Origin of the sequence: Caballeronia choica (assembly GCF_001544535.1) — a bacterium.
GTDB classification, from domain to species: Bacteria; Pseudomonadota; Gammaproteobacteria; order Burkholderiales; family Burkholderiaceae; genus Caballeronia; species Caballeronia choica.
Genome location: NZ_FCON02000039.1, coordinates 23187 through 49394 on the forward strand (window position 1 = coordinate 23187; position 26208 = coordinate 49394).

The 26208-nt window shown below is 64.4% G+C and carries 22 protein-coding genes; 8 read left to right on the top strand and 14 right to left on the bottom strand.

All coding sequences use genetic code 11. From position 1 onward, the window contains the following. Positions 1 to 38 precede the first annotated feature (38 nt). The 3 genes from AWB68_RS18560 to AWB68_RS18570 all read left to right on the top strand — a co-directional run bounded on the left by AWB68_RS18560 (position 39) and on the right by AWB68_RS18570 (position 3301). Complete coding sequence (locus AWB68_RS18560) at positions 39 to 1427, top strand: replicative DNA helicase (RefSeq protein ID WP_087645811.1); 1389 nt, start codon at positions 39 to 41, stop codon at positions 1425 to 1427. A 142-nt stretch (positions 1428 to 1569) separates the two neighbouring features. Further along, a complete protein-coding gene (locus AWB68_RS18565) occupies positions 1570 to 2196 on the top strand; it encodes a DUF47 domain-containing protein (protein WP_087645812.1) in 627 nt (208 codons plus the stop codon). Positions 2197 to 2290: 94 nt separating this feature from the next. Next, positions 2291 to 3301: an inorganic phosphate transporter gene (locus AWB68_RS18570; protein ID WP_087645813.1), complete on the top strand. Its 1011-nt coding sequence runs from the start codon at positions 2291 to 2293 to the stop codon at positions 3299 to 3301. Positions 3302 to 3320: 19 nt separating this feature from the next. Here AWB68_RS18570 and AWB68_RS18575 read toward each other — a convergent pair whose 3' ends face one another. The 12 genes from AWB68_RS18575 to AWB68_RS18640 all read right to left on the bottom strand — a co-directional run bounded on the left by AWB68_RS18575 (position 3321) and on the right by AWB68_RS18640 (position 16403). Then, on the bottom strand, positions 3321 to 4127 hold the full coding sequence (locus AWB68_RS18575) for an SDR family oxidoreductase (RefSeq protein ID WP_087645814.1): 807 nt from the start codon (positions 4125 to 4127) through the stop codon (positions 3321 to 3323). A gap of 63 nt (positions 4128 to 4190) precedes the next feature. Then, positions 4191 to 5375 carry an NlpC/P60 family protein gene (locus tag AWB68_RS18580; RefSeq protein WP_087645815.1) on the bottom strand — a complete coding sequence of 395 codons (1185 nt, stop codon included), beginning with the start codon at positions 5373 to 5375 and terminating at the stop codon, positions 4191 to 4193. Between the two features lie 168 nt (positions 5376 to 5543). Further along, positions 5544 to 7418, bottom strand: a complete 1875-nt coding sequence (locus AWB68_RS18585) for a PhoH family protein (RefSeq protein WP_087645816.1) — start codon at positions 7416 to 7418, stop codon at positions 5544 to 5546. Positions 7419 to 7820: 402 nt separating this feature from the next. Continuing rightward, positions 7821 to 8282 (bottom strand): peroxiredoxin, encoded by a 462-nt coding sequence (locus tag AWB68_RS18600; protein ID WP_087645818.1) that lies wholly within the window; start codon positions 8280 to 8282, stop codon positions 7821 to 7823. 76 nt (positions 8283 to 8358) lie between these two features. Further along, on the bottom strand, positions 8359 to 9255 hold the full coding sequence (locus AWB68_RS18605) for a polysaccharide deacetylase family protein (RefSeq protein WP_087645819.1): 897 nt from the start codon (positions 9253 to 9255) through the stop codon (positions 8359 to 8361). A gap of 9 nt (positions 9256 to 9264) precedes the next feature. Continuing rightward, positions 9265 to 10311, bottom strand: coding sequence for a bifunctional UDP-4-keto-pentose/UDP-xylose synthase (locus AWB68_RS18610; protein ID WP_087645820.1), 1047 nt, complete (start codon positions 10309 to 10311; stop codon positions 9265 to 9267). Then, a complete protein-coding gene (locus tag AWB68_RS18615) occupies positions 10308 to 11294 on the bottom strand; it encodes a formyltransferase (RefSeq protein ID WP_087645821.1) in 987 nt (328 codons plus the stop codon). The genes AWB68_RS18610 and AWB68_RS18615 overlap by 4 nt, the downstream gene beginning before the upstream one ends. Then, positions 11291 to 12328, bottom strand: coding sequence for a glycosyltransferase (locus AWB68_RS18620; RefSeq protein WP_087645822.1), 1038 nt, complete (start codon positions 12326 to 12328; stop codon positions 11291 to 11293). Before AWB68_RS18620 ends, AWB68_RS18615 begins: the two co-directional genes overlap by 4 nt. Positions 12329 to 12350: 22 nt before the next feature. Continuing rightward, a complete protein-coding gene (locus AWB68_RS18625) occupies positions 12351 to 13511 on the bottom strand; it encodes a DegT/DnrJ/EryC1/StrS family aminotransferase (RefSeq protein ID WP_087645823.1) in 1161 nt (386 codons plus the stop codon). Positions 13512 to 13537: 26 nt separating this feature from the next. Further along, the gene (locus AWB68_RS18630; RefSeq protein WP_087645824.1) at positions 13538 to 13909 is read right to left on the bottom strand and encodes an SMR family transporter; all 372 of its coding nucleotides are present in this window, start codon (positions 13907 to 13909) and stop codon (positions 13538 to 13540) included. 82 nt (positions 13910 to 13991) lie between these two features. After that, positions 13992 to 15677, bottom strand: a complete 1686-nt coding sequence (locus AWB68_RS18635; protein ID WP_087645825.1) for a glycosyltransferase family 39 protein — start codon at positions 15675 to 15677, stop codon at positions 13992 to 13994. A 351-nt stretch (positions 15678 to 16028) separates the two neighbouring features. Continuing rightward, on the bottom strand, positions 16029 to 16403 hold the full coding sequence (locus AWB68_RS18640; RefSeq protein WP_087645841.1) for an Mth938-like domain-containing protein: 375 nt from the start codon (positions 16401 to 16403) through the stop codon (positions 16029 to 16031). Positions 16404 to 16902: 499 nt separating this feature from the next. On the opposite strand from AWB68_RS18640, the gene AWB68_RS18645 reads away from it, so the two are divergent. The 5 genes from AWB68_RS18645 to AWB68_RS18665 all read left to right on the top strand — a co-directional run bounded on the left by AWB68_RS18645 (position 16903) and on the right by AWB68_RS18665 (position 24177). Then, the gene (locus AWB68_RS18645; RefSeq protein WP_087645826.1) at positions 16903 to 18141 is read left to right on the top strand and encodes a pyridoxal phosphate-dependent aminotransferase; all 1239 of its coding nucleotides are present in this window, start codon (positions 16903 to 16905) and stop codon (positions 18139 to 18141) included. A gap of 23 nt (positions 18142 to 18164) precedes the next feature. Then, positions 18165 to 19487 (top strand): homoserine dehydrogenase, encoded by a 1323-nt coding sequence (locus AWB68_RS18650; RefSeq protein WP_087645827.1) that lies wholly within the window; start codon positions 18165 to 18167, stop codon positions 19485 to 19487. A gap of 10 nt (positions 19488 to 19497) precedes the next feature. Beyond that, the gene (gene thrC / locus AWB68_RS18655; RefSeq protein WP_087645828.1) at positions 19498 to 20943 is read left to right on the top strand and encodes a threonine synthase; all 1446 of its coding nucleotides are present in this window, start codon (positions 19498 to 19500) and stop codon (positions 20941 to 20943) included. 238 nt (positions 20944 to 21181) lie between these two features. Further along, positions 21182 to 22774: an ABC-F family ATPase gene (locus tag AWB68_RS18660; RefSeq protein WP_087645829.1), complete on the top strand. Its 1593-nt coding sequence runs from the start codon at positions 21182 to 21184 to the stop codon at positions 22772 to 22774. A 248-nt stretch (positions 22775 to 23022) separates the two neighbouring features. Next, entirely contained in the window at positions 23023 to 24177 is a 1155-nt protein-coding gene (locus AWB68_RS18665; protein ID WP_087645830.1) for an NAD(P)H-dependent flavin oxidoreductase, read from the top strand. 14 nt (positions 24178 to 24191) lie between these two features. Here AWB68_RS18665 and AWB68_RS18670 read toward each other — a convergent pair whose 3' ends face one another. Then, positions 24192 to 24395, bottom strand: coding sequence for a DUF1289 domain-containing protein (locus tag AWB68_RS18670; protein ID WP_087645831.1), 204 nt, complete (start codon positions 24393 to 24395; stop codon positions 24192 to 24194). A gap of 259 nt (positions 24396 to 24654) precedes the next feature. After that, a complete protein-coding gene (locus AWB68_RS18680) occupies positions 24655 to 25995 on the bottom strand; it encodes an Nramp family divalent metal transporter (RefSeq protein WP_087645832.1) in 1341 nt (446 codons plus the stop codon). Positions 25996 to 26208 lie beyond the last annotated feature (213 nt).

Below are 26208 nucleotides of genomic sequence, written 5' to 3' on the forward strand. Positions count from 1 at the left end.
TTGGCCGCGGCCGATCATTTCATCGATAATTTCACCCCATGAACGCTCCGTCGAAAGATCCGCAACTCGATGCGCTGAAAGTCCCGCCGCATTCGATCGAAGCCGAGCAGTCCGTGATTGGCGGCCTGCTGCTGGACAACGCGGCGTGGGATCGCATCGCCGATGTCATGTCGCACAGCGACTTCTATCGCTACGACCATCGGATCATTTATGAACACATCGGCAAGCTGATCGCGACCACGCGGCCCGCCGACGTGATCACCGTCCACGAAGCGCTCTCCACGGCGGGCAAGGCGGAGGAGGTCGGCGGGCTCGCCTACCTGAATGCGCTCGCGCAGAACACGCCGAGCGCGGCGAATATCCGCCGCTATGCCGAAATCGTCCGCGACCGGGCGGTGTTGCGGCGCCTCGTTTCAGTCGCCGACGAAATTTCCGCCGACGCCTTCAATCCGCAAGGCAAGGAAGTCCGCCAGTTGCTGGACGAAGCCGAAGCGAAGGTGTTCTCGATCGCCGAAGCCGGGGCGCGCGGCACGCAGGGCTTCCTCGAAATCGGGCCGCTGCTGACGCAGGTCGTCGAGCGCATCGACACGCTTTATCACACCGCCAATCCGAGCGACGTCACCGGCACGCCGACCGGCTTTGTCGACCTCGACCGGATGACGTCCGGCATGCACGGCGGCGAGTTGATCATCGTGGCGGGGCGCCCGTCGATGGGCAAGACCGCGTTTTCGATGAACATCGGCGAATATGTGGCCGTCGAATACGGACTGCCGGTCGCGGTGTTCTCGATGGAAATGCCGGGCACGCAATTGACGATGCGTATGCTCGGCTCGGTCGGCCGGCTCGACCAGCACCGCATGCGAACCGGACGCCTGACCGACGAAGACTGGCCGAAGCTCACGCACGCGGTGCAAAAAATGAGCGAGGCGCAGCTTTTCATCGACGAAACCGGCGGCCTGAACCCGATGGAATTGCGCTCGCGCTCGCGGCGTCTCGCCCGGCAGTGCGGCAAGCTGGGGCTCATCATCGTCGACTATTTGCAGTTGATGTCGGGCTCGGGGCACAGCGGCGAAAACCGTGCGACGGAAATCTCGGAGATTTCGCGTTCGCTGAAAAGTCTCGCGAAGGAACTCGACGTGCCGGTGATCGCGCTGTCGCAGTTGAATCGCGGCCTCGAGCAGCGCCCGAACAAGCGGCCGATCATGTCCGACCTGCGCGAATCCGGCGCCATCGAACAGGACGCGGACGTGATCCTCTTCATCTACCGCGACGAAGTCTACAACCCCGACAGTCCCGACAAGGGCACGGCGGAAATCATCATCGGCAAGCAGCGTAACGGGCCGATCGGGCCGGTGCGCCTCACCTTTCACGGCCAGTACACGAAGTTCGACAACTTCGCCGGCGCTCAAAGCTTCTACGGCGAGTAACGCCGCGCGTCAATCGGCCGCTATCACGCGGCCATCTTGCAAGAACATGCGCGAGCCGGCGCGAGTGCGCCGGCTGTCGCGCAAAGGGTACAATGTGACGCTTTGATGTCAGCCCCATATTGACCCATCTATCGGGATTTTCATGTTCGGTCGATTCATGCCCACCGAGGGCAAATTCTTCGAAATTTTCAATGCGCACGCGAAGTGCATCGTCGATGCGAGCCGCGAGCTCGAACTGCTGATCGACAACCTCGACGACGCCGAAATTCACAAGCAGAACGTCCAGACCAACGAAAAACGCGCGGACAAGCTCACGCACGAAACCATCGACCTGCTGCACAAGACGTTCATCACGCCGCTCGACCGGGACGAAATCCACAAGCTCATCACGACGATGGACGACATCCTCGATCTGATGGAAGACGTCGCCACCGCCATTTTCCTGTACGACGTGCGGCACGTAACGTCGGAGGCGAGCCAACTCGCGCATATCTGCACGGCCACGTCGGTGCGGGTGCAGAAGGCGGTCGAACTGCTCGCCGACATGAAGCGGGCGAGCGAAATCCTGAAGATCTGCGAGGAAATCGACCGGCTGGAATCGGACGCGGACCGGGTGCTGCGCGCGGCAATGTCGAAGCTCTTCCGCGAGGAAGACGATGTCAAGACGCTGATCAAGCTGAAGGCGATCTACGAACTGCTCGAAACGATCACCGACAAGTGCGAGGACGTCGCGAACATCATCGAAGGCATCGTGCTGGAAAACGCCTGAGGCCTCGGGGCCGGCGAGCGGCTCGGCCGGCTTTCCGGGCGGCGCTTAACCAGCCGTCAATCGCGTCAAAGAACAGGTAAAAAAACCACCACCGATGCATTCGATTCAACTCGCCATCTGGGCTGTCGCCACGCTCGTCCTGGTCGCACTCGTGTTCGACTTCATGAACGGCTTCCACGACGCCGCCAATTCCATCGCGACGGTCGTCTCGACCGGCGTGCTCAAGCCGCAGCAGGCGGTTGCATTCGCGGCCGCTTTCAACGTCATCGCGTATTTCATCTTTCACCTGAAGGTCGCGGCCACGGTCGGCAAGGGCACGATCGATCCGAACATCGTCGACCATTACGTGATCTTCGGCGCGCTCGTCGGCGCGATCGGCTGGAACATCGTCACCTGGCACTACGGCATCCCGTCCAGTTCGTCGCACGCGCTGATCGGCGGGCTGGTCGGCGCGGCGCTCGCCAAGTCGGGCTGGAGTTCGCTCAACGTCGACGGCCTGCTGAAAACGCTTTCGTTCATTTTCATCTCGCCGCTGCTCGGTTTCGTGCTCGGCTCGTTCTTCATGCTGCTCGTGTCGTGGATGTATTTCCGCACGCCGCCATCGCGGGTCGACCGGCGTTTCCGGCGCCTGCAACTCGTGTCGGCGGGGCTTTATTCGCTCGGGCACGGCGGCAACGATGCGCAGAAAACCATCGGCATCATCTGGATGCTGCTGATCGCGACGGGCTATGCGTCGTCGATCTCCGAAGCGCCGCCTGTCTGGGTGATCGGCGGATGCTATCTGTCGATGGGTCTCGGCACCTTGTTCGGCGGCTGGCGGATCGTGCGCACGATGGGCCAGAAGATCACGAAGCTCAAGCCCGTCGGCGGTTTCTGCGCGGAAACGGGCGGGGCGATCACGCTGTTCGTCGCGTCGATGCTCGGCATTCCGGTGTCCACGACCCATACGATCACCGGCGCGATCGTCGGCGTCGGCGCGACGCAGAAATTCAGCGCGGTGCGCTGGGGCGTCGCGGGCAACATCGTCTGGGCGTGGATCCTGACGATTCCGGCGTCGGCCGGACTCGCGGCGGCCGGCTGGTGGTTCGGCCACCACTTCCTGTAGTCGCTCTCTCCGGCGCTGCTCAGATGAGCGGCGCCGAGACTCCATCCATCGGGATGATCGCGCCCGATACATAGCTCGCCCGGCGGCTCGCCAGAAAGAGCGCGACGTCGGCGATTTCCTCCGGTTTTGCATAACGCCCGAGCGGCACCCTCGACTGCCCGCCTGCCAGCGCTTCGTCACGCGTGACGCCTTGTTGCTGCGCCTCCAGCACGAGTGCTTCCTCGACGCGTTCGGTGAGCGTCGCGCCCGGATTGATCGCGTTGATGCGGATGCCGAGCTTCGCGTAGTGATGCGCCAGGCCGACGGTCGCGAGCATCAGCGCCGCGTTCGCCGCGCCGCCCGCGATGTGGATGTCGCTCGCGATTTTCCCGCCCATTCCGATGATGTTCACGATCGCGCCCGGCTGCGCGTCGGGATTCGCACGCGCGCGCTCGGCCATTTGCTTGAGCACGACCTGCTGCGGGTAGATATAGGAGAAATATTTGGCGTCCATCGCCGCCCTGAAAGCGGCGGCGTCGAGCAAGTCGGGATCGTAGCGCTTGGCCGCGCCCGCGCTGTTGATCAGGATGTCGATGGGGCCAAGCGCGCTCGTCGCTTCCTCGACGATGTCCTGCGCGCTGTGCGCTTCATGAAGGTCGGCGCGCGCGAGATGCACGTGATAACCCGCGTGGGCGAGCTGCTCGCGGGCGCGGGCGAGATTGGCGGGGTCGCGCGAAACGATCGCGATTTTCGCGCCTTCGCCCGCAAACGCGCGCGCGCAGGCGAAACCGATTCCCTTGCTGCCGCCCGTAATCAGGACGACCTTGCCGGCGAGTCCCAGGTCCATGACGTTGCGCTCCTATCTAGCCGAGATTATCGGGACACGATAGCAGAGAGCAGGGCGCGAGGGTTAGTTGCTGCCGTTGGCGAAGCGGGCAATCGGATCGTCGGTCGTGGCGCTCGGGCGCGGCGCGGCGAGCGAACCGGTCGATGCGCGCATTACGTGCGCCGGCGGTTCCTCTGCGGGGGGTGTTTGCGTCTGCACCGAGCGTGCCTGCTGGGCGGCGAGGCGGGCCGTGGGCGGCGGTGGTTCGAACGCGTCGGCGGCGGCTGCGATCGGGTCGGGTGCGGTCGCGGCGGGCGACACTGCGCCCGCTGCTTGCGCCTGACGCTGGGCCGCAGTGAGGGCTTGTGGCGGCGGTTCGAATGGGTCGGCGGACGTGGCACGCACCGGCATCGGCGTGGCCGCGTTTGCCAGCCGTGACTGCCGCTCCGCCGCAGACAACGACGAAGGCGGCGGTTCGAACGGATCGCTAGAAGCTGCGACGGGTGTTGATGTTCGTGCCGGTGCGTCGGCGACGCGCGCTTGCCGCTGCGTCGACGCAAGCGCGGAAGGCGCCGGTTCGGACCGGTCGGTGGACGTCGCAACTTGTGGCGGCGTTCGTCCCGGCACAACCGCCCGTGTTTGCTGCTGCGCGAGCGCGGAACTCGCGGAATCGGCGGCCGCCGGGGCTCCCGGCGACGCAAGGTAAGTCGGCGCGTCGAACGGAGTCGGCGCCGACTTCGCGGGCGCGACGCGCCTGATCCCGTCGAAACGCTTCGCCCAATACGGATTCGTGAGGTAATCGAGCCGCACCGTGCCACCTGTCGACGGCGCGTTCACGAACCGCAACTTGCCGACATAGATCCCGACGTGCGAATGCGGCCGCCCGGTCGTGTTGAAAAAAATCAGGTCGCCGGGCGCGACTTCTTCCGGTTCGATCGATTCGCCGCGGCTGCTCATGTCGGCGGTGGTGCGCGGCAGGTTCACCGAAGCCGCCCGGTCGACGACGTATCGCACGAGACCGCTGCAATCGAAACCCGCTTCCGGCGTGTTGCCGCCCCAGCGATACGGCACGCCGACGAGCGACATCGCCTGAATGGAGATTTCCTCGCGCCCGACGCTGTGGTCGACGAAATTGGGGAAATCGGACGGCGTGGCGTAGGTGCGGGAGGCATTGGAACTGGCGGCTGGCTTGTGCGATAGCTTCTGCGGCGCGCTGCCACACGCGGCGAGCAGGAGTGTAACGACCAGCAAGAACCAGAATCGACGCATTGAGAAGGGCGAACGCGGGGTAGTCTGCCGATACTAGCCGGTCGCACGGGGCTGCGGCAAGATTTCCTTATGTATTACTTTAGCTTTGCGTCGTAAGTGTTGCGCAGCCAGGACGAAAAACGGCCCGGCAGGAGCAAACCTGCCGGGCCGTTCAATAACCGCCGCCGATTAAAGAATGTCGGAAGCGTAGTCCGCGAGGCGCGAGCGTTCACCGCGCGCGAGCGTCACGTGACCGCTGTGCGTCCAGCCCTTGAAGCGGTCGACGACATACGTCAAACCCGAACTGCCCTCGGTCAGATAGGGCGTGTCGATCTGCGCGATATTGCCGAGACAGATGATCTTCGTGCCCGGACCCGCGCGCGTGACGAGCGTTTTCATCTGCTTGGGCGTCAGGTTCTGCGCTTCGTCGATGATCACGTACTTGTCGACGAAGGTCCGCCCGCGCATGAAGTTCATGCTCTTCACCTTGAGCCGCGAGCGGATCAGTTCCTGGGTCGCCGCGCGGCCCCATTCGCCGGCGGCGTCGTCGGTCTTCTGGAGGACTTCGAGGTTGTCGTCGAATGCGCCCATCCACGGCTGCATCTTCTCTTCCTCGGTGCCCGGCAGGAAACCAATGTCCTCGCCGACCGGAACCGTCGCGCGCGTCACGATGATCTCGTTGTAGCGCTTGTCGTCGAGCACTTGCGCGAGGCCGGCGGCGAGCGCCATCAGCGTCTTGCCGGTGCCGGCCTGGCCGAGCAGCGTGACGAAATCGACGTCCGGGTTCATCAGCAGGTTCAGCGCGAAATTCTGCTCGCGATTGCGCGCCGTGATGCCCCACACGTTGTTCTTGTGGTGGCCGTAGTCACGCAGCGTCTGCAGAAGCGCGGTCTTGCCATTCAGCTCGCGCACGACCGCATGAAACGACGGCTCGCCGTTCTGCGGCTCCAGATACACGAACTCGTTGACCAGCATCGACTGGCATTGCGGCCCCGTCACGCGGTAATACGTCGTGCCGGTCTTGGTGTCCTGCCAGCTTTCCATGCCCTTCGCGTGCTTGGTCCAGAAGTCCTGGGACAGCGCGCGCACGCCGGAATAGAGCAGGTCCTTGTCTTCGAGAACCTGGTCGTTGAAGTAGTCCTCGGCGGGCAGGCCGAGTGCGTGCGCCTTGATGCGCATGTTGATGTCTTTCGACACCAGCACGACCTGGCGGTCCTGGCGCTCCTTCTGCAGCGCGCGCACGACGCCGAGAATCTGGTTGTCCGCCTTGCCGACGGGCAACCCTTCGACCGGCTCGATATGCGTGAGCGTGGTCTGGAAATAGAGCCGGCCGAGCGCGTCGCGATTGCCCTGCGACGCGAGCGGCAGGCCCGCCGACATCTCGCCGACGTGTGCCACGAGCGCATCGAGCGTACGGCTCACCTGACGCGCATTGCGCGCCACTTCGGACATGCCCTTCTTGTGGTTGTCGAGTTCCTCGAGCGTCATCATCGGCAGATAGACGTCGTGTTCCTCGAAGCGGAAGAGCGAACTCGGGTCGTGCATCAGCACGTTGGTATCGAGCACGAACAGCTTGCGCATCTCGACTTCCGGCTGGCCGCGCTGGCGCCGTTTGTTCTGCATGCGCGGTTCGGCGGCGAGCGCGGGGGCGGGCGCCGCTGCCGGCGTGGGCGCTTCCGCGCGCGCTTCACGCGCGGCGGGTTTCACGGCATCGCTGTCATCGACATCCGGCGACGGCACCGGTTGCAGGAGCGCCGCCGTCTGTTTCGAGCGACGGCTGCGCGCGGCCGGAGCGGGCGCTTTGGCTTCGGATTCTGCTTCGGCTTCAGCAGTCGCGCCCTTGGCGCGGGCGAGTGTTTCGCTGGCGACCGCATGCAGCGCGCTCGCCGCATTGGCGGCGGGCCGCGCACTGCCGACGGCGCTCTCGGCCGTGGCGTAGTCGGCGGCTTCGGATTCGTCGCCTTCTGCCTGCTTCTTCGACTGTTTCGCAGGCCGGGCTTTGGCTTTGTATTCTTCAGACGGCAGGAGGTTGCCGAGCTTGGCGGGGGCGGTAGGCAAAGGCATGGTTTCCCTCGAAAGGAATCGGGTCGTATATCGTGCGCCGCCTGTCGCATCCTGCTTGCAAGCCGTAACACTGAAACGGTTAGTGCAGTTTGCGCCCGGAGACGCGCTTCGTTGTCGAAAACGCCGGTTCGCCTAAGTTTCGATCGGCTCCTTGGAAGTTGCTTGCAACGGGGACATCGCGCGCGTCAGGCACAGGGCGTGGCTTTCACGCGACGCAAACAAAAAAGCCGCCGTCCCGGACATGGGGATCAGCGGCTCGACATCGATTCGGAGGCGCCTCGCACTTGCCGTTTCCGCGTAGCCCGGATCCATGCCGACCGCGCTGAAAGGCACGTGGTGGCTGGCGCTACGGCAGGAGGAATGGGGTGGACAGGCGCTCATTGCAGACCAATATAACCGGCCTCAAACCGCTTGTACAGCGTCCACAATGGCTTCTACGTGCCCGGGCACCTTCACGCCGCGAAACTCGCGCCGGAGTATTCCTTTGGCATCGATAAGGAAGGTCGAGCGCTCGATTCCGCGCACTTCCTTGCCATACATCTTCTTCATTTTGATGACATCGAAGAGGGCGCAGATCTTTTCGTCGGCGTCCGACACCAGCGTGTACGGCAGTTCGAGCTTCGCCTTGAAGTTGTCGTGCGACTTCACGCTGTCGCGCGAGATGCCGACCACTTCGGCGCCCGCCGCCTGGAATTGCGCGTACAGGTCGCGGAACTGCAGGCTTTCCGTCGTGCAGCCCGGCGTGTTGTCCTTCGGATAGAAAAAAAGGACGACCTTCTTGCCGCGCAGGCTGGAAAGCGTGAAGTCGCCGGCCGTCGAGGGCGCGGTGAAATCGGGAACGGGCTGGTCGACTGCAATCGGCACGAAGTTTTCTCCTGTTGTTATTCGGTTGCGTGATTCGGTTGCCAGGGTGCGGGAAAAGCGGCGCGTCGGCCGGATTTCAGCCCGGCTGCACGATCAGTTCGCCCGCGCGCCCCGGAATCTCGCCCCACGTCACAGGGTACGTGGGCAGGGTCGAGCGGTCCAGCGTCGCATGATAATCGCCCATCGTGGCGAAGCTGTGTCCTTGCGCGCGCCAGCCGGCAAGCAGTTGCTCGAATACCGGCGCGAGCTTTTGCCCTTCGAGTTCGGCGTGCAGCGTGAACACCTGGTCGTGCGGATTGTTCGCGGTGTGCTGCAGCAGATGCCCGGCGACGTTGCTCACGTCGACGCCATCGACGCCCAGCACTTCGTCGAGCGTCGGCAGCGTGGTCGGCATCTGGATGTGCTTGAGCGTCCGGCCGTCGAGCACCGGGATATATGGCGTGTGGCCGCGTCCATCGGACGCATACTGCATGCCCCACGCGTCGATCTGCTCGAACGCGTAGCCGTTCATCTGCCAGCCGGCCGCGCCGTGCGTGACGGGCGCGGTGCCGAAAATCTCGATGAAGCGCGCGTGGCTTTGCTGCATCTGCGCCGCGGTCCACGCACGGTCACGCTGGCGCACGTTGTCCTGCCAGTACACGTGATCCCACGTATGGATGCCGCATTCGAAACCGGCCTCATGGATCGCGCGCATCTCGGCGACGGCATGCCGGCCGATGTCCGGCCCCGGCAGCAGCACGCCATACATCAGCGTCTTGACGCCGTAATGCTCGACCACCGACGTGCGCGACACCTTCTTCAGAAACCCCGGCCGGAATACGCGCCGCAGCGCCCAGCCGGTGTGATCCGGGCCGAGGCTGAAGAGAAACGTGGCCCGGGCGCCGAACTTGTCGAGCAGGCGCGCGAGATTGGGCACGCCTTCACGCGTGCCGCGCAGCGTGTCGACGTCGATCTTCAGGACGATGCGAGCCACGCGCTACCCTTACGATTGCTCGACCAGCTTGCGGGCATCGCCGACATGGCCGCGATACGCTTCGAAGATCTTGCGCAACGCGTCGTCCATCGTGGCGAGCGGCTTCCAGCCCAGTTCCTGCATCGTGTTGTCGATCTTCGGCACGCGGTTCTGGACGTCCTGGTAGCCGTTGCCGTAATAGGCGCCCGACGACGTCTCGACCAGTTGCACGTCCTTCGCGCTCGGCGCGTACTCGGGGAATTCGTTCGCGAGCTTGAGCATCATGTTCGCGAGTTCGCGCACGGAGAAGTTGTTGCTCGGGTTGCCGATGTTGTAGATCTTGCCCGTCGCCACGCCGTCCTTGTTCTCGATGATCTTCATCAGCGCGCCGATGCCGTCGTCGATGTCGGTGAACGCGCGCTTCTGCGCGCCGCCGTCGACGAGACTGATGTTCTCGCCGCGCACGATGTGGCCAAGGAACTGCGTGACCACGCGCGAGCTGCCTTCCTTCGGCGTGTAGATGGAGTCGAGGCCCGGGCCGATCCAGTTGAATGGTCGGAACAGCGTGAAGTTCAGGCCTTCCATGCCGTAGCCCCAGATCACGCGGTCCATCAACTGCTTCGAGCACGCATAGATCCAGCGCGGCTTGTTGATCGGGCCGTAGGAGAGCAGCGACTCTTCCGGGTCGAATTGCTCGTCGGCGCACATGCCATAGACTTCCGACGTCGACGGAAACACCAGATGCTTGCCGTACTTCACGGCCGAGCGGACGATCGGCAGGTTCGCCTCGAAGTCGAGTTCGAACACGCGCAGCGGCTGCTTCACGTAGGTGGCGGGCGTGGCGATCGCGACCAGCGGCAGGATCACGTCGCACTTCTTCACGTGATACTCGACCCACTCCTTGTTGATCGTGATGTCGCCTTCGAAGAAGTGCATCCGCTCGTGATTCGCGAGGTCGCCGAGGCGATCGGTTTGCATGTCCATCCCGAAGACTTCCCAGTCGGTGGTTTCGAGGATGCGCTTGGACAGGTGATGGCCGATGAAGCCGTTGACGCCGAGGATCAGGACTTTTTTCATGAATGACGATTGGATTGAGTGAGTCGGCCGAAGTCGGCAGGACTGACGACGCGTTCGCCGTCGGCTGGATCCGCGCTGCTGCTCGCAATTTTGTGCCGCAATTCATGGATGGCGATCACGCGACGGTCGCCGCAGACGCCAAACAGCGCATTATCCGCTACGGCCACGCCCGCGGGCAAATTTGCGACGGTTCGCAGAAGCCCGGCCGGGATGGCCGGCGTGCCGCTTTCCGGCACGAGCCGGGCACGCGCGACGATGAAGCGCTCGTCGCCGATGTCGGTGAACGCGCCGGGATACGGCGGCGCGACCGCGCGGACCAGGTTGTACACCTGCGCTGCCGGCTGCGACCAGTCGATGCGGCCGTCCTCGGGCTTGCGTCCGCCGAAGTAGCTGCCGGCGGCGAGGTCGTTCGGCAGGCGCGGCGCCTCGCCCGCCAGCAGCGCGGGCAGCACGCGCCAGAGCGTCTGCTCGGCGGCGACGGTGGTCTTGTCGAAAACCTGGCTCGCGGTGTCGTCGGGGAGAATCGGCACCGGCGTTTGCGCGAGGATCGCGCCGGCGTCGGGCTTGGCGGCCATTTCGTGGAGCGTCGCGCCGGTCTCGGTCTCGCCGCGCAGGACGGCCCAGTTCGTCGGCACGCGCCCGCGATACTTCGGCAGCAGCGACCCGTGCATGTTGTACGCGCCGCGCTTCGCTGTCGCGAGCAGTTCGACCGGCAGCATGTGCCGGTAGTAGAACGAGAAGATGAAGTCCGGCGCGAGCCGGTTCACGGCGTCGAAGAGTTCGGGCGCTTTCGGATCGGCGGGCGTGATCACGTCGATGCCATGTTCCGCCGCCACCGCCGCCACGCTGCCGAACCAGATGTTCTCGGTCGGGCTGTCCTCGTGCGTGACGACGAGCGCGACCTCGACACCGCGCGCGAGCAGCACCTGCAGGCAGCGCACGCCGACGTTGTGATACGCGAAGACCACGGCGCGCGGCTTCATCGCCCTTGTTCCTCGCGCTGCACCACGGCGACCGTCTGCACGGCTTCCTGGCGCGGCTTGTTGAGCGTCGTGCGGCCGTCGCGCTGTTCGAGGATCGTCTGCACGAGATAGCGCGGCCGCGCGCGCACTTGCTGATAGATGCGGCCGATATATTCGCCGAGCAGCCCGAGCGCGAAGATGATCACGCCGAGCATGAAGAACGTGATGGCGAAGAGGGTGAACACACCCTCGACTTCCGCGCCGAACATGAAGCGGCGAATCAGCAGCAGCAGGAACAGCGCGGCCGACCCCGTCGACAGGATCACGCCGATGAACGACAGCCATTGCAGCGGCACGACCGAAAAGCCGGTGACGAGGTCGAAGTTCAGGCGAATCAGGCTGTAGAGCGAATACTTCGATTCGCCCGCGAAGCGCTCCTCGTGCGCGACGTCGACTTCGATCGGGTTCTGCGCGAACGTGTACGCGAGCGCCGGGATGAACGTGTTGATCTCGCCGCAGCGGTTGATCGTGTCGATGATGTGCCGGCTGTAGGCGCGCAACATGCAGCCCTGGTCGGTCATCTTGATGTGCGTGATGCGCTCGCGCAGGCGGTTCATCACCCGCGACGCCTTCTTGCGCCACAAGCTGTCCTGGCGCTGCTGTCGGATCGTGCCGACGTAGTCGAAGCCCTCGCGCATCTTGGTGACGAGCTTGCCGATTTCTTCCGGCGGGTTCTGCAAATCGGCGTCGAGCGTGACGACGATCTCACCGCGCGACTGCTCGAAGCCCGCGAGAATCGCCATGTGCTGCCCGTAGTTGCCGTTGAGCAGGATCACGCGGGTCGTGTCGGGACGCACATGGAACTGCTGCGCGAGGAGCGCGGCCGACTTGTCGCGGCTGCCGTCGTTGATGAAGATCACTTCATACGACGCGCCGAGCCCATCGAGCGCCGGATAGAGACGCTCGAAAAGCGCGGCGAGGCCGGCTTCCTCGTTGTAGACCGGAATGACGACCGAAACTTCAGGCGCCGCCGGCAGAAAATCCGTATGACTCATGTTGCGCTGGGTTCCCTTGGGGTTAGGTGCCGTATTGGCCGAACTGCTCGCAGATCTCGTCGACGGCGCGCACGACGCGCGCCACATCGTCCTGGCTCATCAGCGTGAAGAGCGGCAGCGTGACCGTCGATGCGCCGTAGCGTTCCGCGTGCGGGAACATGCCTTCATGAAAGCCGCGCGCGCGATACAGCGTGAAGAGATGGAGCGCCGGGTAGTGCACGCCGGTGCCGATGCCGCGTTCCTTCATCTGCGCCATGAACTCGGCGCGCGTCATTTTCAGGCGATCCAGCGGCAGCGCGATCTGGAACATGTGCCAGTTGCTGTCGGTGAAATTCTGAGCGGGAAACCCCACGCCGAGTTTCGCCGCCGCGCCGTTGGCGAAGGCTTCGAAATACACGCGAGCGAGTTGCCGGCGCTTTTCCGTGAACCGCTCGACGTGCTTCAACTGGCCGAGGCCGACCCGCGCGGCGACGTCCGTCAGGTTGTACTTGCCGCCGAGCAGGTCGCAGTCCATGCCGTCGAAACCCGTGCGCGTGATGCCCTGCAGCCGGTATTTCTGCGCGAGGACCGCTTCTTCCTCGTTGTTCAGGACGAGCGCGCCGCCTTCGATCGTCGTCACGTTCTTGTTCGCGTGAAAGCTGAACGAGACGATGTCGCCGAACGAGCCGATCCGCTTGCCGCGCCAGGTCGAGCCGAATGCCTGCGCGGCGTCTTCGATCACGCGCAGCTTGTGGGCGCGCGCGATGTCGTAGAGCCGGTCCATGTCGACCGGCAGGCCCGACAGATACACCGGCATGAGCGCCTTCGTGCGCGGCGTGATCGCCTTCTCCAGCAGGTCGAGATCCATGTTGCGGGTGGCCGGGTCGATATCGACGAACACCGGCGTCGCGCCCGTTTCCAGGATCACGTTGCTGGTGGACACCCAGGTCATCGGCGTGGTGATGACTTCGTCGCCCGCGCCGACGCCCGCGATCCGCAAGCCGATTTCCATCGTCGCCGTGCCGGAGTTGAACGAGCGCACCGGCCGGCCGCCGCAATACGCCGACAATTCGGCTTCGAACTGCTGGTTCTGCGGGCCGGTCGTGATCCAGCCCGAGCGCAGCACGTCGACGACGCCCTGGATCGTCTCTTCGTCGATCTCGGCGCGCACGAACGGAAGGAAAGGCAGCGATGTCTGATTCATGGACTATCTGCTTAAAAATGAAGGGTTTAGCCGCGCGCCAGGATGGCGACGCCGATGAGGATGATGCCAATCCCGATGAGGCGCTGCATCGACAGCACCTCGCCGAACAAATACCACGCCGCGAAGGCGTTCACGACGTATCCGAGCGAGAGCATCGGATAGGCGATCGACACGTCCACCCGCGACAGACCGATGATCCACACCCCGACGCTGAACACGTAGCACGTCAGGCCGCCGACGATCGGCCACTGCGTCGCAAGCTTCAAGCCGACCGGCAGGATGTTCTCGCGGCTGAATTCGAAGTGCCCGACGGCGTTCACGCCTGCTTTGAGCAACAACTGCGCGCAGGCGTTCAACAATACGCCGATGACGATGCAAAGGAAGGATATCGGGTTCATTACGGGCGGTAAAAGGTCTCGAGGCTCGATTTCAGCGGATTAAATCATCTTACCGAACGACCGTGCGATCGTTTCACGGGATTCACGGCTGGGCTTGTGCCGCGGGCTTTTCCACGATCACGCGCCGGTCGTCGCGCGCGATGACCTCCATCGGCACGTGGCGCGCGAGCAATTCGTCGTAGCGGCCGGGCGGCATCAGCGCGAGCGCGTAGCGGTCGGCGTCCCAGCGCTTCACCCATTCGTCGATCGTCGGCACCCACTTCTGCGGCTCCGTTTCGACGCCGAAGCGCAGTTCGTCGGCTTCCTGGACCATGATCATCGTGTGGCCGAGATAGAACGGCATGGTGTGGTCGAGCTTGGCGATCGAATAAAACGGCGTGTCGGGCGGGAGTTTCGCCATCGCGGCCTTGACCGCCGGCACGAGCTTCACGCCCGAGCTTTCGCGGCCGAAGACGTCATGCCCCGTACCCGCGATCGTGCCGAGCAAGAGCCACGCCGTGCCGAGCGCGACCGCCGCCGCGATCGTGCTGCGCCGGTTGAGCCACAACGCAACGAGCGTCACGACGAACGCCACCGCGAGCGCCGCGTACACCCAGACCTGGAACTCGCGATAGAGCGCGTTCGGCGTGTGTCCGCTGCCCGCGCGCCCGAGAAAGATCGCGCCGAACGCCGCCGCGATCAGGAACACGGCGTAGCCGACCAGATGCCGGTGCCACTGCACGCGCGTGACGAGCGGCAGGTAGACGCCGAGCAGCAGGGCGATGGCGGGCGCGATCGGCAGCGTGTAGGACAGCAGCTTCGAATGCGATGCGCTGAAGAACAGGAATATGAAGACCGTCCAGATCATCAAAAGCGGCGCGGGCGCGAAACCGTTGGGTTGGCGCGGCACTTTCCACGCGTGGCGCACGCTCTGGAAGGTGATCGAGAGCCATGGCAGGAAGCCGACGATCAGCACCGGCACGAAGTAATAGAACGGGCCGGGACGGTTCTGCTCGGGCGTGAGATAGCGCTTGAACTGCTGGACGATGAAGAAGAAATTGAAGAATTCGGGGTTCTTGATCTGCACGAGGATGAACCACGGCGCCGCGACGATCAGGAACACGATCAGCCCGCTCGCGAGGTAGAGGCGCTTCCAGAGTGCCCAGTCGCGGGTAATCAGCGTATAGAGCACGAGCACGGCGCCCGGCAGGATGATGCCGACCAGCCCTTTTGATAGGAGCGCCGCGGCCATCCCGGCCCAGCAAACCCACATCCACAGGCGCACTTCGCGAGACGGCAGGTTCGGGCGCTGCGCGAGCAGGAGCGCGCACAGCGTCAGTTCCATCCAGAACGACAGGCCCATGTCGAGCGTATTGAAGTGGGCCATCAGGTTCCAGTACGGCGCCGTCGCGAGGATGACCGCCGCGCAGAAACCCGTCACGCCGTTGAACACGCGCGCGCCCGTGTAGCCGACGAGCAGCACGCCCGCGAAGCCCGTCAGCGCCGTGTAGAGCCGCGCCTGCCATTCGCCGATGCCGAACCAGGCGAACGTCAGCGCGTTCGCCCAGGTCTGCAGCGGCGGCTTCTCGAAGTATTTGTAGCCGTTGTAGCGCGGCGTGATCCAGTCGCCGGTGACGAACATTTCGCGCGCCATTTCAGCGTAGCGGCCTTCGTCGCTCGGCACGAGGTGGCGCAACCCGAGCGGCACGAACCAGATCAGCGCGAGCGCGAGAATGAGGAGGAGTAGCGTTAGGCGGGTGAGCGGTAGCCGCGAAGGCGTATCGTTCATGAGAGTCGACCTGTCCGATGCCGCACGCGCGGCGCTAACAAAAACAAAAAAGGGCTCGAGTATCGCGCGGCGAACCTTATGGAACGCTTACGGGATCAAGGCGGGGCTAGCTGGCTCGCGTCGTGGCGCGGCAGCACAGGCACGGCGCGCTGGGGCTCCCTATGAACCCGCCGTAAGCCTCTCGCCGCAATGGCGGCCCAGTTTTCACACGCGTCCCGCGCCGGTCGGCAGGCCGTTTGCTCGGCCGGAATGGACGTGCCGGAGCCCGCTCCCGCGACGACGGCCGCGAGTTTACCGCACTGCGGCCCCGATTTCGTGAATCTGCGCGATAAAGCGGCGCTCAGGCCCGGATCAGGCTTCGATCAGCAAGGCCGCCGCGACGCGGCGCCCCTCGGACATCAGAATGTTGTAGGTGCGGCAGGCGGCGCCAAAATCCATCGTCTCGACGCCGATGCGATGCTTCGCGAGCTGCGCGGTCAGGCGCGGATGCGGAAAGCGCAGGCGCGATCCGCTGCCGAAGATCACCACTTCCGGCGCGGCCGCGACGAGCGCTTCGAAGTGCTCGGGCGCGAGCGCTTCGAACGAAGAGACCGGCCACTCGATGACGGCCCCTTCCGGCATCACGATGATGCTGCCTTCGTGCCGTTCGAGGTTGATGGCGACGTAGCCGTCGCCGTAACTGGTGATCGTGTTCAGCGCGCCGCTGGATTCCTGGTGTAGTTTCAAAACGATATTTCCGACAGGCGTGGATGGCGGGAAGGGCAGACGGTCGTTCGCGCGGCGGCCAATCGGCTCGGCGATCGCTGGGCCGATCGTGGCAATTCCGGCGGCGAGCCGCCTTCGATTGGTGCATTGCGGAAGTCGGTCATAATCCGCTAAATTATAACTTTCCAGCCGGCGAGACCGCTCGACCGGCATCCATTGCACTCGCCGCGCCGCCACAAGCCGCGATCGACACGCAATCTGGTCCGCAACACCTGCCTCGACCTTGGGCCGATCCGGCCCGGCGCCGCGCGCCACTTATCCTGCGCAAGCACGCCAGACCGCCGTCCGCCAGTTCACCGACGTTCGCCCGCGCCGCCATCCGAGCCGTGACCCGAGCCCCGGATCGGCGCAAAAAATCGCCGCAGCGGGCGCGGTCGCTTAAAATTCCCCGCGACGCCGCTCGTCGCACCGTCAAGAACCATCGCCGATTAGTCCGCTTGATTACCCAGAGCAGCCAGCCGTGAAACCGATCCTCAAATCCAACAAGTTGCAAAACGTCTGCTACGACATTCGCGGGCCGGTCCTCGAGCACGCGAAGCGCCTCGAAGAGGAAGGCCACCGGATCATCAAGCTCAACATCGGCAACCTGGCCGCGTTCGGCTTCGACGCACCGGACGAAATCATCCAGGACATGATCCGCAACCTGCCGTCGTCGTCGGGCTATTCGGACTCGAAGGGCGTCTTCGCCGCGCGCAAGGCGATCATGCACTACACGCAGCAAAAGGGCGTGACGGGCGTCGAACTGGACGACATTTTCATCGGCAACGGCGCGTCGGAACTGATCGTGATGGCGATGCAGGCGCTCCTCAACGACGGCGACGAAGTGCTGCTGCCCGCGCCGGACTACCCGCTGTGGACGGCCGCCGTGAGCCTGTCGTCGGGCACGCCGCGCCACTACATCTGCGACGAGGGCGCCGGCTGGATGCCCGATCTCGACGATATCCGCGCGAAGATCACGCCGAACACGCGGGCGCTCGTCGTCATCAACCCGAACAATCCGACGGGCGCGCTGTATTCGGACGAACTGCTGCTTTCCCTGATCGAGATCGCGCGCGAGCACGGCCTGATCATTTTCGCCGACGAGGTCTACGACAAGATCGTCTACGACGGCAAGACGCATACGTCGGTGGCCGCGCTCTCCGAAGACGTGCTGACGGTGACGTTCAACAGTTTGTCGAAGAGCTATCGCTCGTGCGGCTATCGCGCGGGCTGGATGTTCATCTCCGGCCTGATCGAGGAGAACCGCCGCCGCGCGAACGACTACATCGAGGGCCTCGGCATTCTCGCGTCGATGCGCCTCTGCGCGAACGTGCCCGGCCAGTACGCGATCCAGACGGCGCTCGGCGGCTACCAGAGCATCAACGACCTGATCTTGCCGGGCGGGCGCCTCTTCAAGCAGCGCGAGCTCGCGTACGACATGCTCACCGCCATTCCGGGCGTATCGTGCGTGAAGCCGCAGGCCGCGCTCTACATGTTCCCGAAACTCGACCCGAAGATGTACCCGATCGAGGACGACCAGCAGTTCATCACCGACCTGTTGCTCGAAGAGCGCACGCTGCTCGTGCAGGGAACGGGCTTCAACTGGCCGACGCCTGACCATTTCCGTGTCGTGTTCCTGCCGAACGTCGACGACCTCGCGGATTCGATTCATCGCATCGCGCGTTTTCTCGACGGTTATCGCAAACGTCACTCCGCTTAACCCTTCTATAAGACTCACGCTGCATGGAACCGATCAAAGTTGGACTGCTGGGCTTCGGCACGGTGGGCAGCGGCACCTTCACGGTACTGCGCCGCAACCAGGAAGAAATCAAGCGCCGCGCCGGCCGCGGCATCGAAATCGCGCGGGTCGCCGTGCGCACGCCGTCGAAGGCCCAGGCCGCCGCGGACGCAGGCATCGCGGTGACCGATGACTTCAACGCCGTCGTCGACGATCCTTCCATCGACATCGTCTGCGAGATGATCGGCGGGACGGGCGCGGCGCGCGAACTGGTGCTGCGCGCCATCGCGAACGGCAAGCACGTCGTCACGGCGAACAAGGCGCTGCTCGCCGTGCATGGCAGCGAAATCTTCGAGGCGGCGCGCGCGAAGGGCGTGATGGTCGCGTTCGAGGCGGCGGTGGCGGGCGGCATTCCGATCATCAAGGCGCTGCGCGAAGGGCTGACGGCGAACCGCATCCAGTACATCGCGGGCATCATCAACGGCACGACGAACTACATTCTCTCGGAGATGCGCGACCGCGGGCTCGACTTCGCGACCGCGCTCAAGGCCGCGCAGGAACTGGGCTACGCCGAAGCCGATCCGACCTTCGACATCGAAGGCGTCGACGCCGCGCACAAGGTCACGATCATGAGCGCGATCGCGTTCGGCGTGCCGGTGCAGTTCGAGCGCGCCTACGTGGAAGGCATCAGCAAGCTGTCGGCCGTCGACATCCGCTACGCCGAGGAACTCGGCTATCGCATCAAGCTGCTCGGCATCACGCGGCGCACGGAGAAGGGCATCGAACTGCGCACGCATCCGACGCTGATTCCGGCCAAGCGCCTGCTCGCGAACGTCGAAGGCGCGATGAACGCGGTCGTCGTGCATGGCGACGCGGTCGGCACGACGCTCTACTATGGCAAGGGCGCGGGCGCCGAGCCGACGGCGTCCGCCGTGGTCGCCGACCTGGTCGACGTGACGCGCCTGCATACGGCCGACCCCGAGCATCGCGTGCCGCATCTCGCGTTCCAGCCCGACAGCCTCTCGAACACGCCGATCCTGCCGATCGACGACGTGACGAGCGGATACTACCTGCGCCTGCGCGTCGCGGACGTGACGGGCGTGCTCGCCAACATCACGCGCATCCTCGCCGACAAAGGCATCTCGATCGACGCGTTGCTGCAGAAGGAATCGGAGCAGGTCGACGGCGTCGACAAGGGCGAAACCGACATCATCCTGATCACGCACGAGACGGTCGAAAAGAACGTGAACGTGGCGATCGGCGAGATCGAGGCGCTCTCCACCGTCGTGTCGAACGTGACCAAGCTGCGCATGGAAGCGCTGAACTAGGATCGAAGCCATGAATTACATCTCGACGCGCGGCGCCGGCATTGGCGAGCGCCACACGTTTTCGGACATCCTGCTCGGCGGTCTCGCGAAGGACGGCGGGCTGTACCTGCCAAACGAATATCCACGTGTCTCAGCCGATGAACTCGCGCGTTGGCGCACGCTGTCGTATGCGGATCTCGCATTCGAAGTGCTGTCGAAATTCAGCGACGACATCCCCGCCGGGGAACTGCGCTCGCTCACGCGCAAGACCTATACCGCGCAGGTCTACAGCAACGTGCGCCACGAGGAGAGCGCCGCGCAGATCACGCCGTTGAAGACGCTCGGTGTCGAGAACGGCGCGCCGCTGTCGCTGCTGGAACTGTCGAATGGTCCGACGCTCGCGTTCAAGGACATGGCGATGCAGTTGCTCGGCAATCTGTTCGAGTACACGCTGGCGAAGCACGGCGAGACGCTGAACATCCTCGGCGCGACCTCCGGCGACACCGGCAGCGCGGCCGAATACGCGATGCGCGGCAAGTCGGGCGTGCGCGTGTTCATGCTCTCGCCGCACAAAAAGATGAGCGCGTTCCAGACCGCGCAGATGTTCTCGCTGCAGGACCCGAACATCTTCAATCTGGCGGTGGAAGGGAACTTCGACAACTGCCAGGACATCGTCAAGGCCGTCTCCAACGACCACGCGTTCAAGGCCGCGCACAAGATCGGCACGGTCAATTCGATCAACTGGGCGCGAGTCGTGGCGCAGGTCGTCTACTACTTCAAGGGCTATTTCGCCGCGACGAAGAGCAATGACGAGCGCGTGTCGTTCACGGTGCCGTCGGGCAATTTCGGCAACGTGTGCGCCGGTCACATCGCGCGGATGATGGGGCTGCCGATCGCGCAACTGGTCGTCGCGACCAACGAGAACGACGTGCTCGACGAGTTTTTCCGCACCGGCATCTATCGCGTGCGCTCGGCCGACGAGACGTATCACACGACGAGCCCGAGCATGGACATCTCGAAGGCGTCGAACTTCGAGCGCTTCGTGTTCGACCTGCTCGGCCGCGATCCGGCGCGCGTGCTGCAATTGTTCCGCGACGTCGAGGAGAAGGGCGGCTTCGATCTCGCGGCAAGCGGCGATTTCGCCCGCGTGAAGGAGTTTGGCTTCGTGTCGGGGCGCAGCAGCCACGCCGACCGCGTGGAAGCGATCCGCGACGTATTCGAGCGCTACGACACGATGATCGACACCCACACCGCCGACGGACTCAAAGTCGCGCGGGAAAACCTGCAGCCGGGCGTGCCGATGATCGTGCTGGAAACCGCGCAGCCGATCAAATTCGGCGAGACGATCCGCGAGGCGCTCAAGCGTGAGCCGGAACGGCCGCAGGCGTTCGTCGGGCTTGAAAAATTGCCACAAAGATTCGATATCGTGTCTGCGGACGCGAGCGTCGTGAAAGCGTATATCGCCGAGCGGACCTGAACCGGCGACGTAACGCCTTATCGACGCAGCGCGGGGCGCGGCAGACTTGCCGCGCCCCGTTTCGCTTGGGGCTGGGGCTTTCGCCGCGGCACGGCGCCGCTTGGCCGGAATCGGCTTCGTCGGGGGACCGCAAAGAGGCCCGTTCTCGCGCCGCCGCTATCGGAGAATTCCGCAAAACCATCGCAAAAACTGCTAAAATACGCGGTTTTTCGCCGTATACCATTCAAAAGGACGCGCTGTGCTGTCTACTGCCAATATCACCATGCAATTCGGGCCGAAGCCCCTCTTCGAGAACATTTCGGTCAAGTTCGGGGAAGGAAATCGCTACGGCCTGATCGGGGCGAACGGCTGCGGCAAGTCGACCTTCATGAAGATCCTCGGCAGCGACCTGGAACCGAGTTCCGGCAACGTCATGCTCGAGCCGAACATCCGCCTCGGCAAGTTGCGCCAGGACCAGTTCGCGTACGAGGACATGCGCGTGCTCGACGTCGTCATGATGGGCCACACCGAAATGTGGGCCGCGATGACCGAGCGCGACGCGATCTACGCGAACCCCGACGCCACCGACGACGACTACATGCGCGCCGCCGACCTCGAAGCCAAGTTCGCCGAATACGACGGCTATACGGCCGAAGCGCGCGCGGGCGAGCTGCTGCACGGCATCGGCATCGCAATCGCCGATCACAACGGTCCGATGAGCAACGTGGCGCCGGGCTGGAAGCTGCGCGTGCTGCTCGCGCAGGCGCTGTTCTCGAAGCCCGACGTGCTGCTGCTCGACGAGCCGACCAACAACCTCGACATCAACTCGATTCGCTGGCTCGAAGACGTGCTGAACCAGTACAACTCGACGATGATCATCATCTCGCACGATCGACACTTCCTGAACCAGGTCTGCACGCACATGGCGGACATGGATTACGGCACGCTGAAGGTCTATCCGGGCAACTACGACGACTACATGCTCGCGAGCACGCAGGCGAAGGAACGCCAGCAGGCCGCGAACCAGAAGGCGAAGGACCGCATCTCCGATTTGCAGGACTTCGTGCGCCGCTTCTCGGCGAACAAGTCGAAGGCGCGCCAGGCCACGAGCCGCGCGAAGCAGATCGAGAAGATCAAGATCGAGGAATTCAAGCCGTCGTCGCGCCAGAATCCGTTCATCCGTTTCGACTTCGAGAAGAAGCTGTACAACATTGCCGTGGTCGCGGACAGCATCACCAAGAAGTACGACCGGACCATCTTCGAGCGCTTCGACCTGAGCGTGCAGCCGGGCGAACGGATTGCGATCATCGGCGAGAACGGCGCGGGCAAGACCACGCTCCTGAAGTCGCTCAAGGGCGCAACCGCACTCGACGGCGGCACGGTGAAATGGGCGGAAAACGCGAATGTCGGCTACATGCCGCAGGACACCTACGAAGAGTTTCCGGACGACGAGACGCTGACCGACTGGGTCTACCAGTATCGCCAGGAAGGCGACGACGACCAGATGGTGCGCGGCACGCTCGGGCGGCTGCTCTTCAACGCCGACGACATCCGCAAGTCCGTGAAGGTGCTGTCGGGCGGTGAAAAGGGCCGCATGATTTGGGGCAAGCTGATGCTCGGCCGCCACAACGTGCTGCTGATGGACGAGCCGACCAACCACATGGACATGGAATCGATCGAATCGCTGCAGATCGCGCTCGAGAAATACGAGGGCACGCTGATCTTCGTGTCGCACGACCGGGAGTTCGTGAGCGGGCTGGCGAACCGCATTATCGAAGTGCGCACCGATGGCACGCTGCGGGATTTCGGCGGCACGTACGAGGAGTTTCTGGCGAGCCAGGGGATTCAGTAAGTCTGCGGCTTCTGGCATCGCCACTGAGAACGGCCCGCTTCGCAAGAAGCGGGCCGCTTTGTTTTGCAAAAGCCTTCCGAATATCGAGCCAGCACGAGGCCCGCTGGCTCGATAAAACGCTCCGGGCACTCCGCGTAACAAGGTCGCACGCGACGGCTTGCCGCTACCTGCCTTGATATTCCGCAAGCGTCGCCCTGCATCCTTCGATCACACTTTCCCGATCTGAATCCATCGAAGGACATCTCGTCATGACCACGCTCCCCATGCTGACCCTCCGCGGCCGCACGCTGTTACCCATCGTGCAGGGTGGAATGGGCGTCGGCGTTTCGGCGCATCGCCTGGCGGGTGCAGTCGCGCGCGAGGGCGCACTCGGCACGATCGCGAGTATCGACCTGCGTCATCATCACGCCGACTTGCTCGAACGCTGCAAGGCGAACCCGGATCGCGCGACGCTCGAAGCTGCCAACCAGGAAGCGCTCGCACGCGAGATCAAGGCCGCGAAGCAATTGAGCGAAGGCCGCGGCATGATCGCCGTGAACGTGATGCGCGCGGTCAGTTCGTATGCCGACTCCGTGAAAACCGCGTGCGAGGCCGGCGCGGACGCGATCGTCATGGGCGCGGGCCTGCCGCTCGATTTGCCGGACCTGACGCAAGGCGTCGACATCGCGCTGATTCCGATCCTGTCCGATAGTCGCGGCATCGCGCTCGTGCTGAAGAAATGGATCAAGAAGAACCGCCTGCCCGACGCCATCGTGATCGAGCATCCGGCGCATGCCGGCGGCCATCTCGGCGTCGCGAACCTCGGTGACATGCAGGACGCGCGCTTCGATTTTGCCCGCGTGATCGAGGAAACGATGCAGACCTTCGACACCCTCGGCATCGAGCGCACGCGCATTCCGCTGATCGTCGCGGGGGGCATCAACAGCCACGCTACGGTGCGCGCGTGCCTGGCGGCGGGCGCGGCGGGCGTGCAGCTTGGCACGCCTTTCGCGGTGACGGAGGAAGGCGATGCGCATCCGAACTTCAAGCGCATCCTGGCCGAAGCGGAACCCGAAGACATCGTCGATTTCGTCAGCGTGACGGGACTGCCGGCGCGCGCCGTCAAGACGCCGTGGCTCATGCGTTATCTGCGCAACGAGGAACGCATCCGCACGAAGATCGGCGCGCGCAAGCAAACCTGTCCGACCGGGCTCGACTGCCTTGCGGTGTGCGGGCTGCGCGACGGCATCGAAAAGTTCGGCCACTTCTGTATCGACACGCGGCTCTCCGCCGCGTTGCGCGGCGATTTCTCGAACGGCCTGTTCTTTCGCGGCCGCGAGGCGCTGCCGTTCGGATCGGCGATCCGCAGCGTGCGTGAATTGCTGGACCTTTTGCTTACCAACCGCCAGCCGGTGACGGCCTGAGCTTACAACCCTGGTTACAGCCGATCGTTGCGGAACCGTATCGCGGTTCCCTCGCGGGTGATGCGTTCCCAGACCACCCGCTTTTCCTCTTCCGAGAGAAAAACCCAGTTCGAGACTTCGCCCGCCGTGCGGCCGCAGCCCTTGCAGATTTCGTCGAAGAGGGTCGAACAGACGCCGATACAGGGGCTGTCCGGCAAGCCGTGAAGATTCGATGACATAAAAAACCCGTTTGCGTCCGCCCGCCAACACTGGCGGGCGGACGAGATAAACCTCAGCGGGCGATACTGTAGCCGATCCGCGCGATCCGGTGAGTACGCTGGTTGTAATCGAGGATGTCCTTGCCGTCGTGCGGGTCGTCCGGCAGCATCAAGCGGTTCTTGAAGCGGAACTTGAATTTCGCGCGGTTCTAGCCGTTCTGACCGTCGCCGAAATACATCGGCTCGAAGGTCGAGAGGCGACGCTCGGAGGTGGCCGTCGTCAGGCGCCGCCCACCCACTGCCACAACAGCGCGAAGTTGAGCAGGACGATGATCCCCGCGCACGCCCACGCCAGCGCGAGCGGAATCCGCGCGACGCGCCAGCGGCCCATCAGTCCGGCGTCCGATGCGAAACGCACGAGCGGGATTACCGCGAGCGGCAATTGCATGCTCAGCACCACCTGGCTTGCCACGAGCAACTGATTCGACCCGTGTTCGCCGAACGAGCCGACCGCGAGCAGCGCCGGCCCGATCGCCAGCCCGCGCGTCAGGAGCGCCCGCGCCCAGCGCGCGATCGACAAGCGCAGGAAGCCTTCCATCACCGCCTGTCCGGCGAGCGTGCCGGTCACGGTCGCGTTCAGCCCGCACGCGAGCAGCGCGGCGGCGAAGAAGATGCTGGCCCACTGGTTGCCGACGAGCGGCGCGATCAGCCGGTGCGCGTCCGCGAGATCCTCGACATCGACGTGGCCGCTCGCGTGAAACACCGCTGCCGCGACGATCAGCAGCGACGCATTGACGGTGAACGCGAGCGCGAGCGACGCGAAGGTATCGATGTTGACGCCGTAGAGCGCTTCGGCGATGGAACGGTCGTCGCCGTGCGGGGCGTGGTCCTTGACCAGCGCCGAGTGCAGATACAGGTTGTGCGGCATCACCGTCGCGCCGAGGATGCCCGCCGCGAGCCAGATCATGCCGGCGTCGCGCAGCAGTTCCTTCGGCGGCGCAAGTCCGGCGAGCGCTTCGTGCCACACCGGCCGGGCCAGCGCGAGTTCGACCACGAAGCAAAAGCCGATGAAAAAGATCAGCGCGGTGATGAACATCTGCAGCGGACGCTTGCCGCGGCTTTGCAGCGCGAGCATCGCGAAGGTGCCGATCGCCGACATCAGCACGCCGGCCGTCAGCGATACGCCGAGCAGCAATTGCAGCGCGACCGCACTGCCGACCACCTCCGCGACGTCGCACGCGATGATCGCAATCTCGCAGGTGATCCAGAGAAACACGGTCGTACGGCGGCTGAAGCGCTCGCGGCACAGGCGCGCGAGATCGCGCCCCGTCACGACGCCCACGCGCGACGCCACCCATTGCAACAGCATGCCCATCAGGCTCGCGACCAGCACGACACTGAGCAGCTGATAGCCGTATTTCGCGCCGCTGCCGAGCGCCGTCGCCCAGTTGCCGGGGTCCATGTAGCCGACTGCGACGAGCGCGCCCGCGCCGACGAACGAGAACCAGCGTCCGCGCGGCGCGCCTTCCGGCAGCAGCGGGCGGCGGTCGTCGCGCGGGTCGCGTTCGGACGGCTGGCGCTCGGCGGGGCACGGCGTGAGTGCGGACGGCGTGGTGTTCATCGTGATCCTGGCCTCGAATAGCTGAAACGGAGTGCGGCGCATCGTGAAAGGAGGGGCGGCAGCCGGCCCGGAAAGCCGGCCGCTCAATGCCGCATGCGCCGCGAATCGCCGAGAGCACCGCCCGTGAGATACGCGCCGGCGTCCGGCGCGTATTCGAAATGGCTAAGCAATGACTGTTCCGCTAGGGCTATTCGATTCCATCGCGACCGGTTG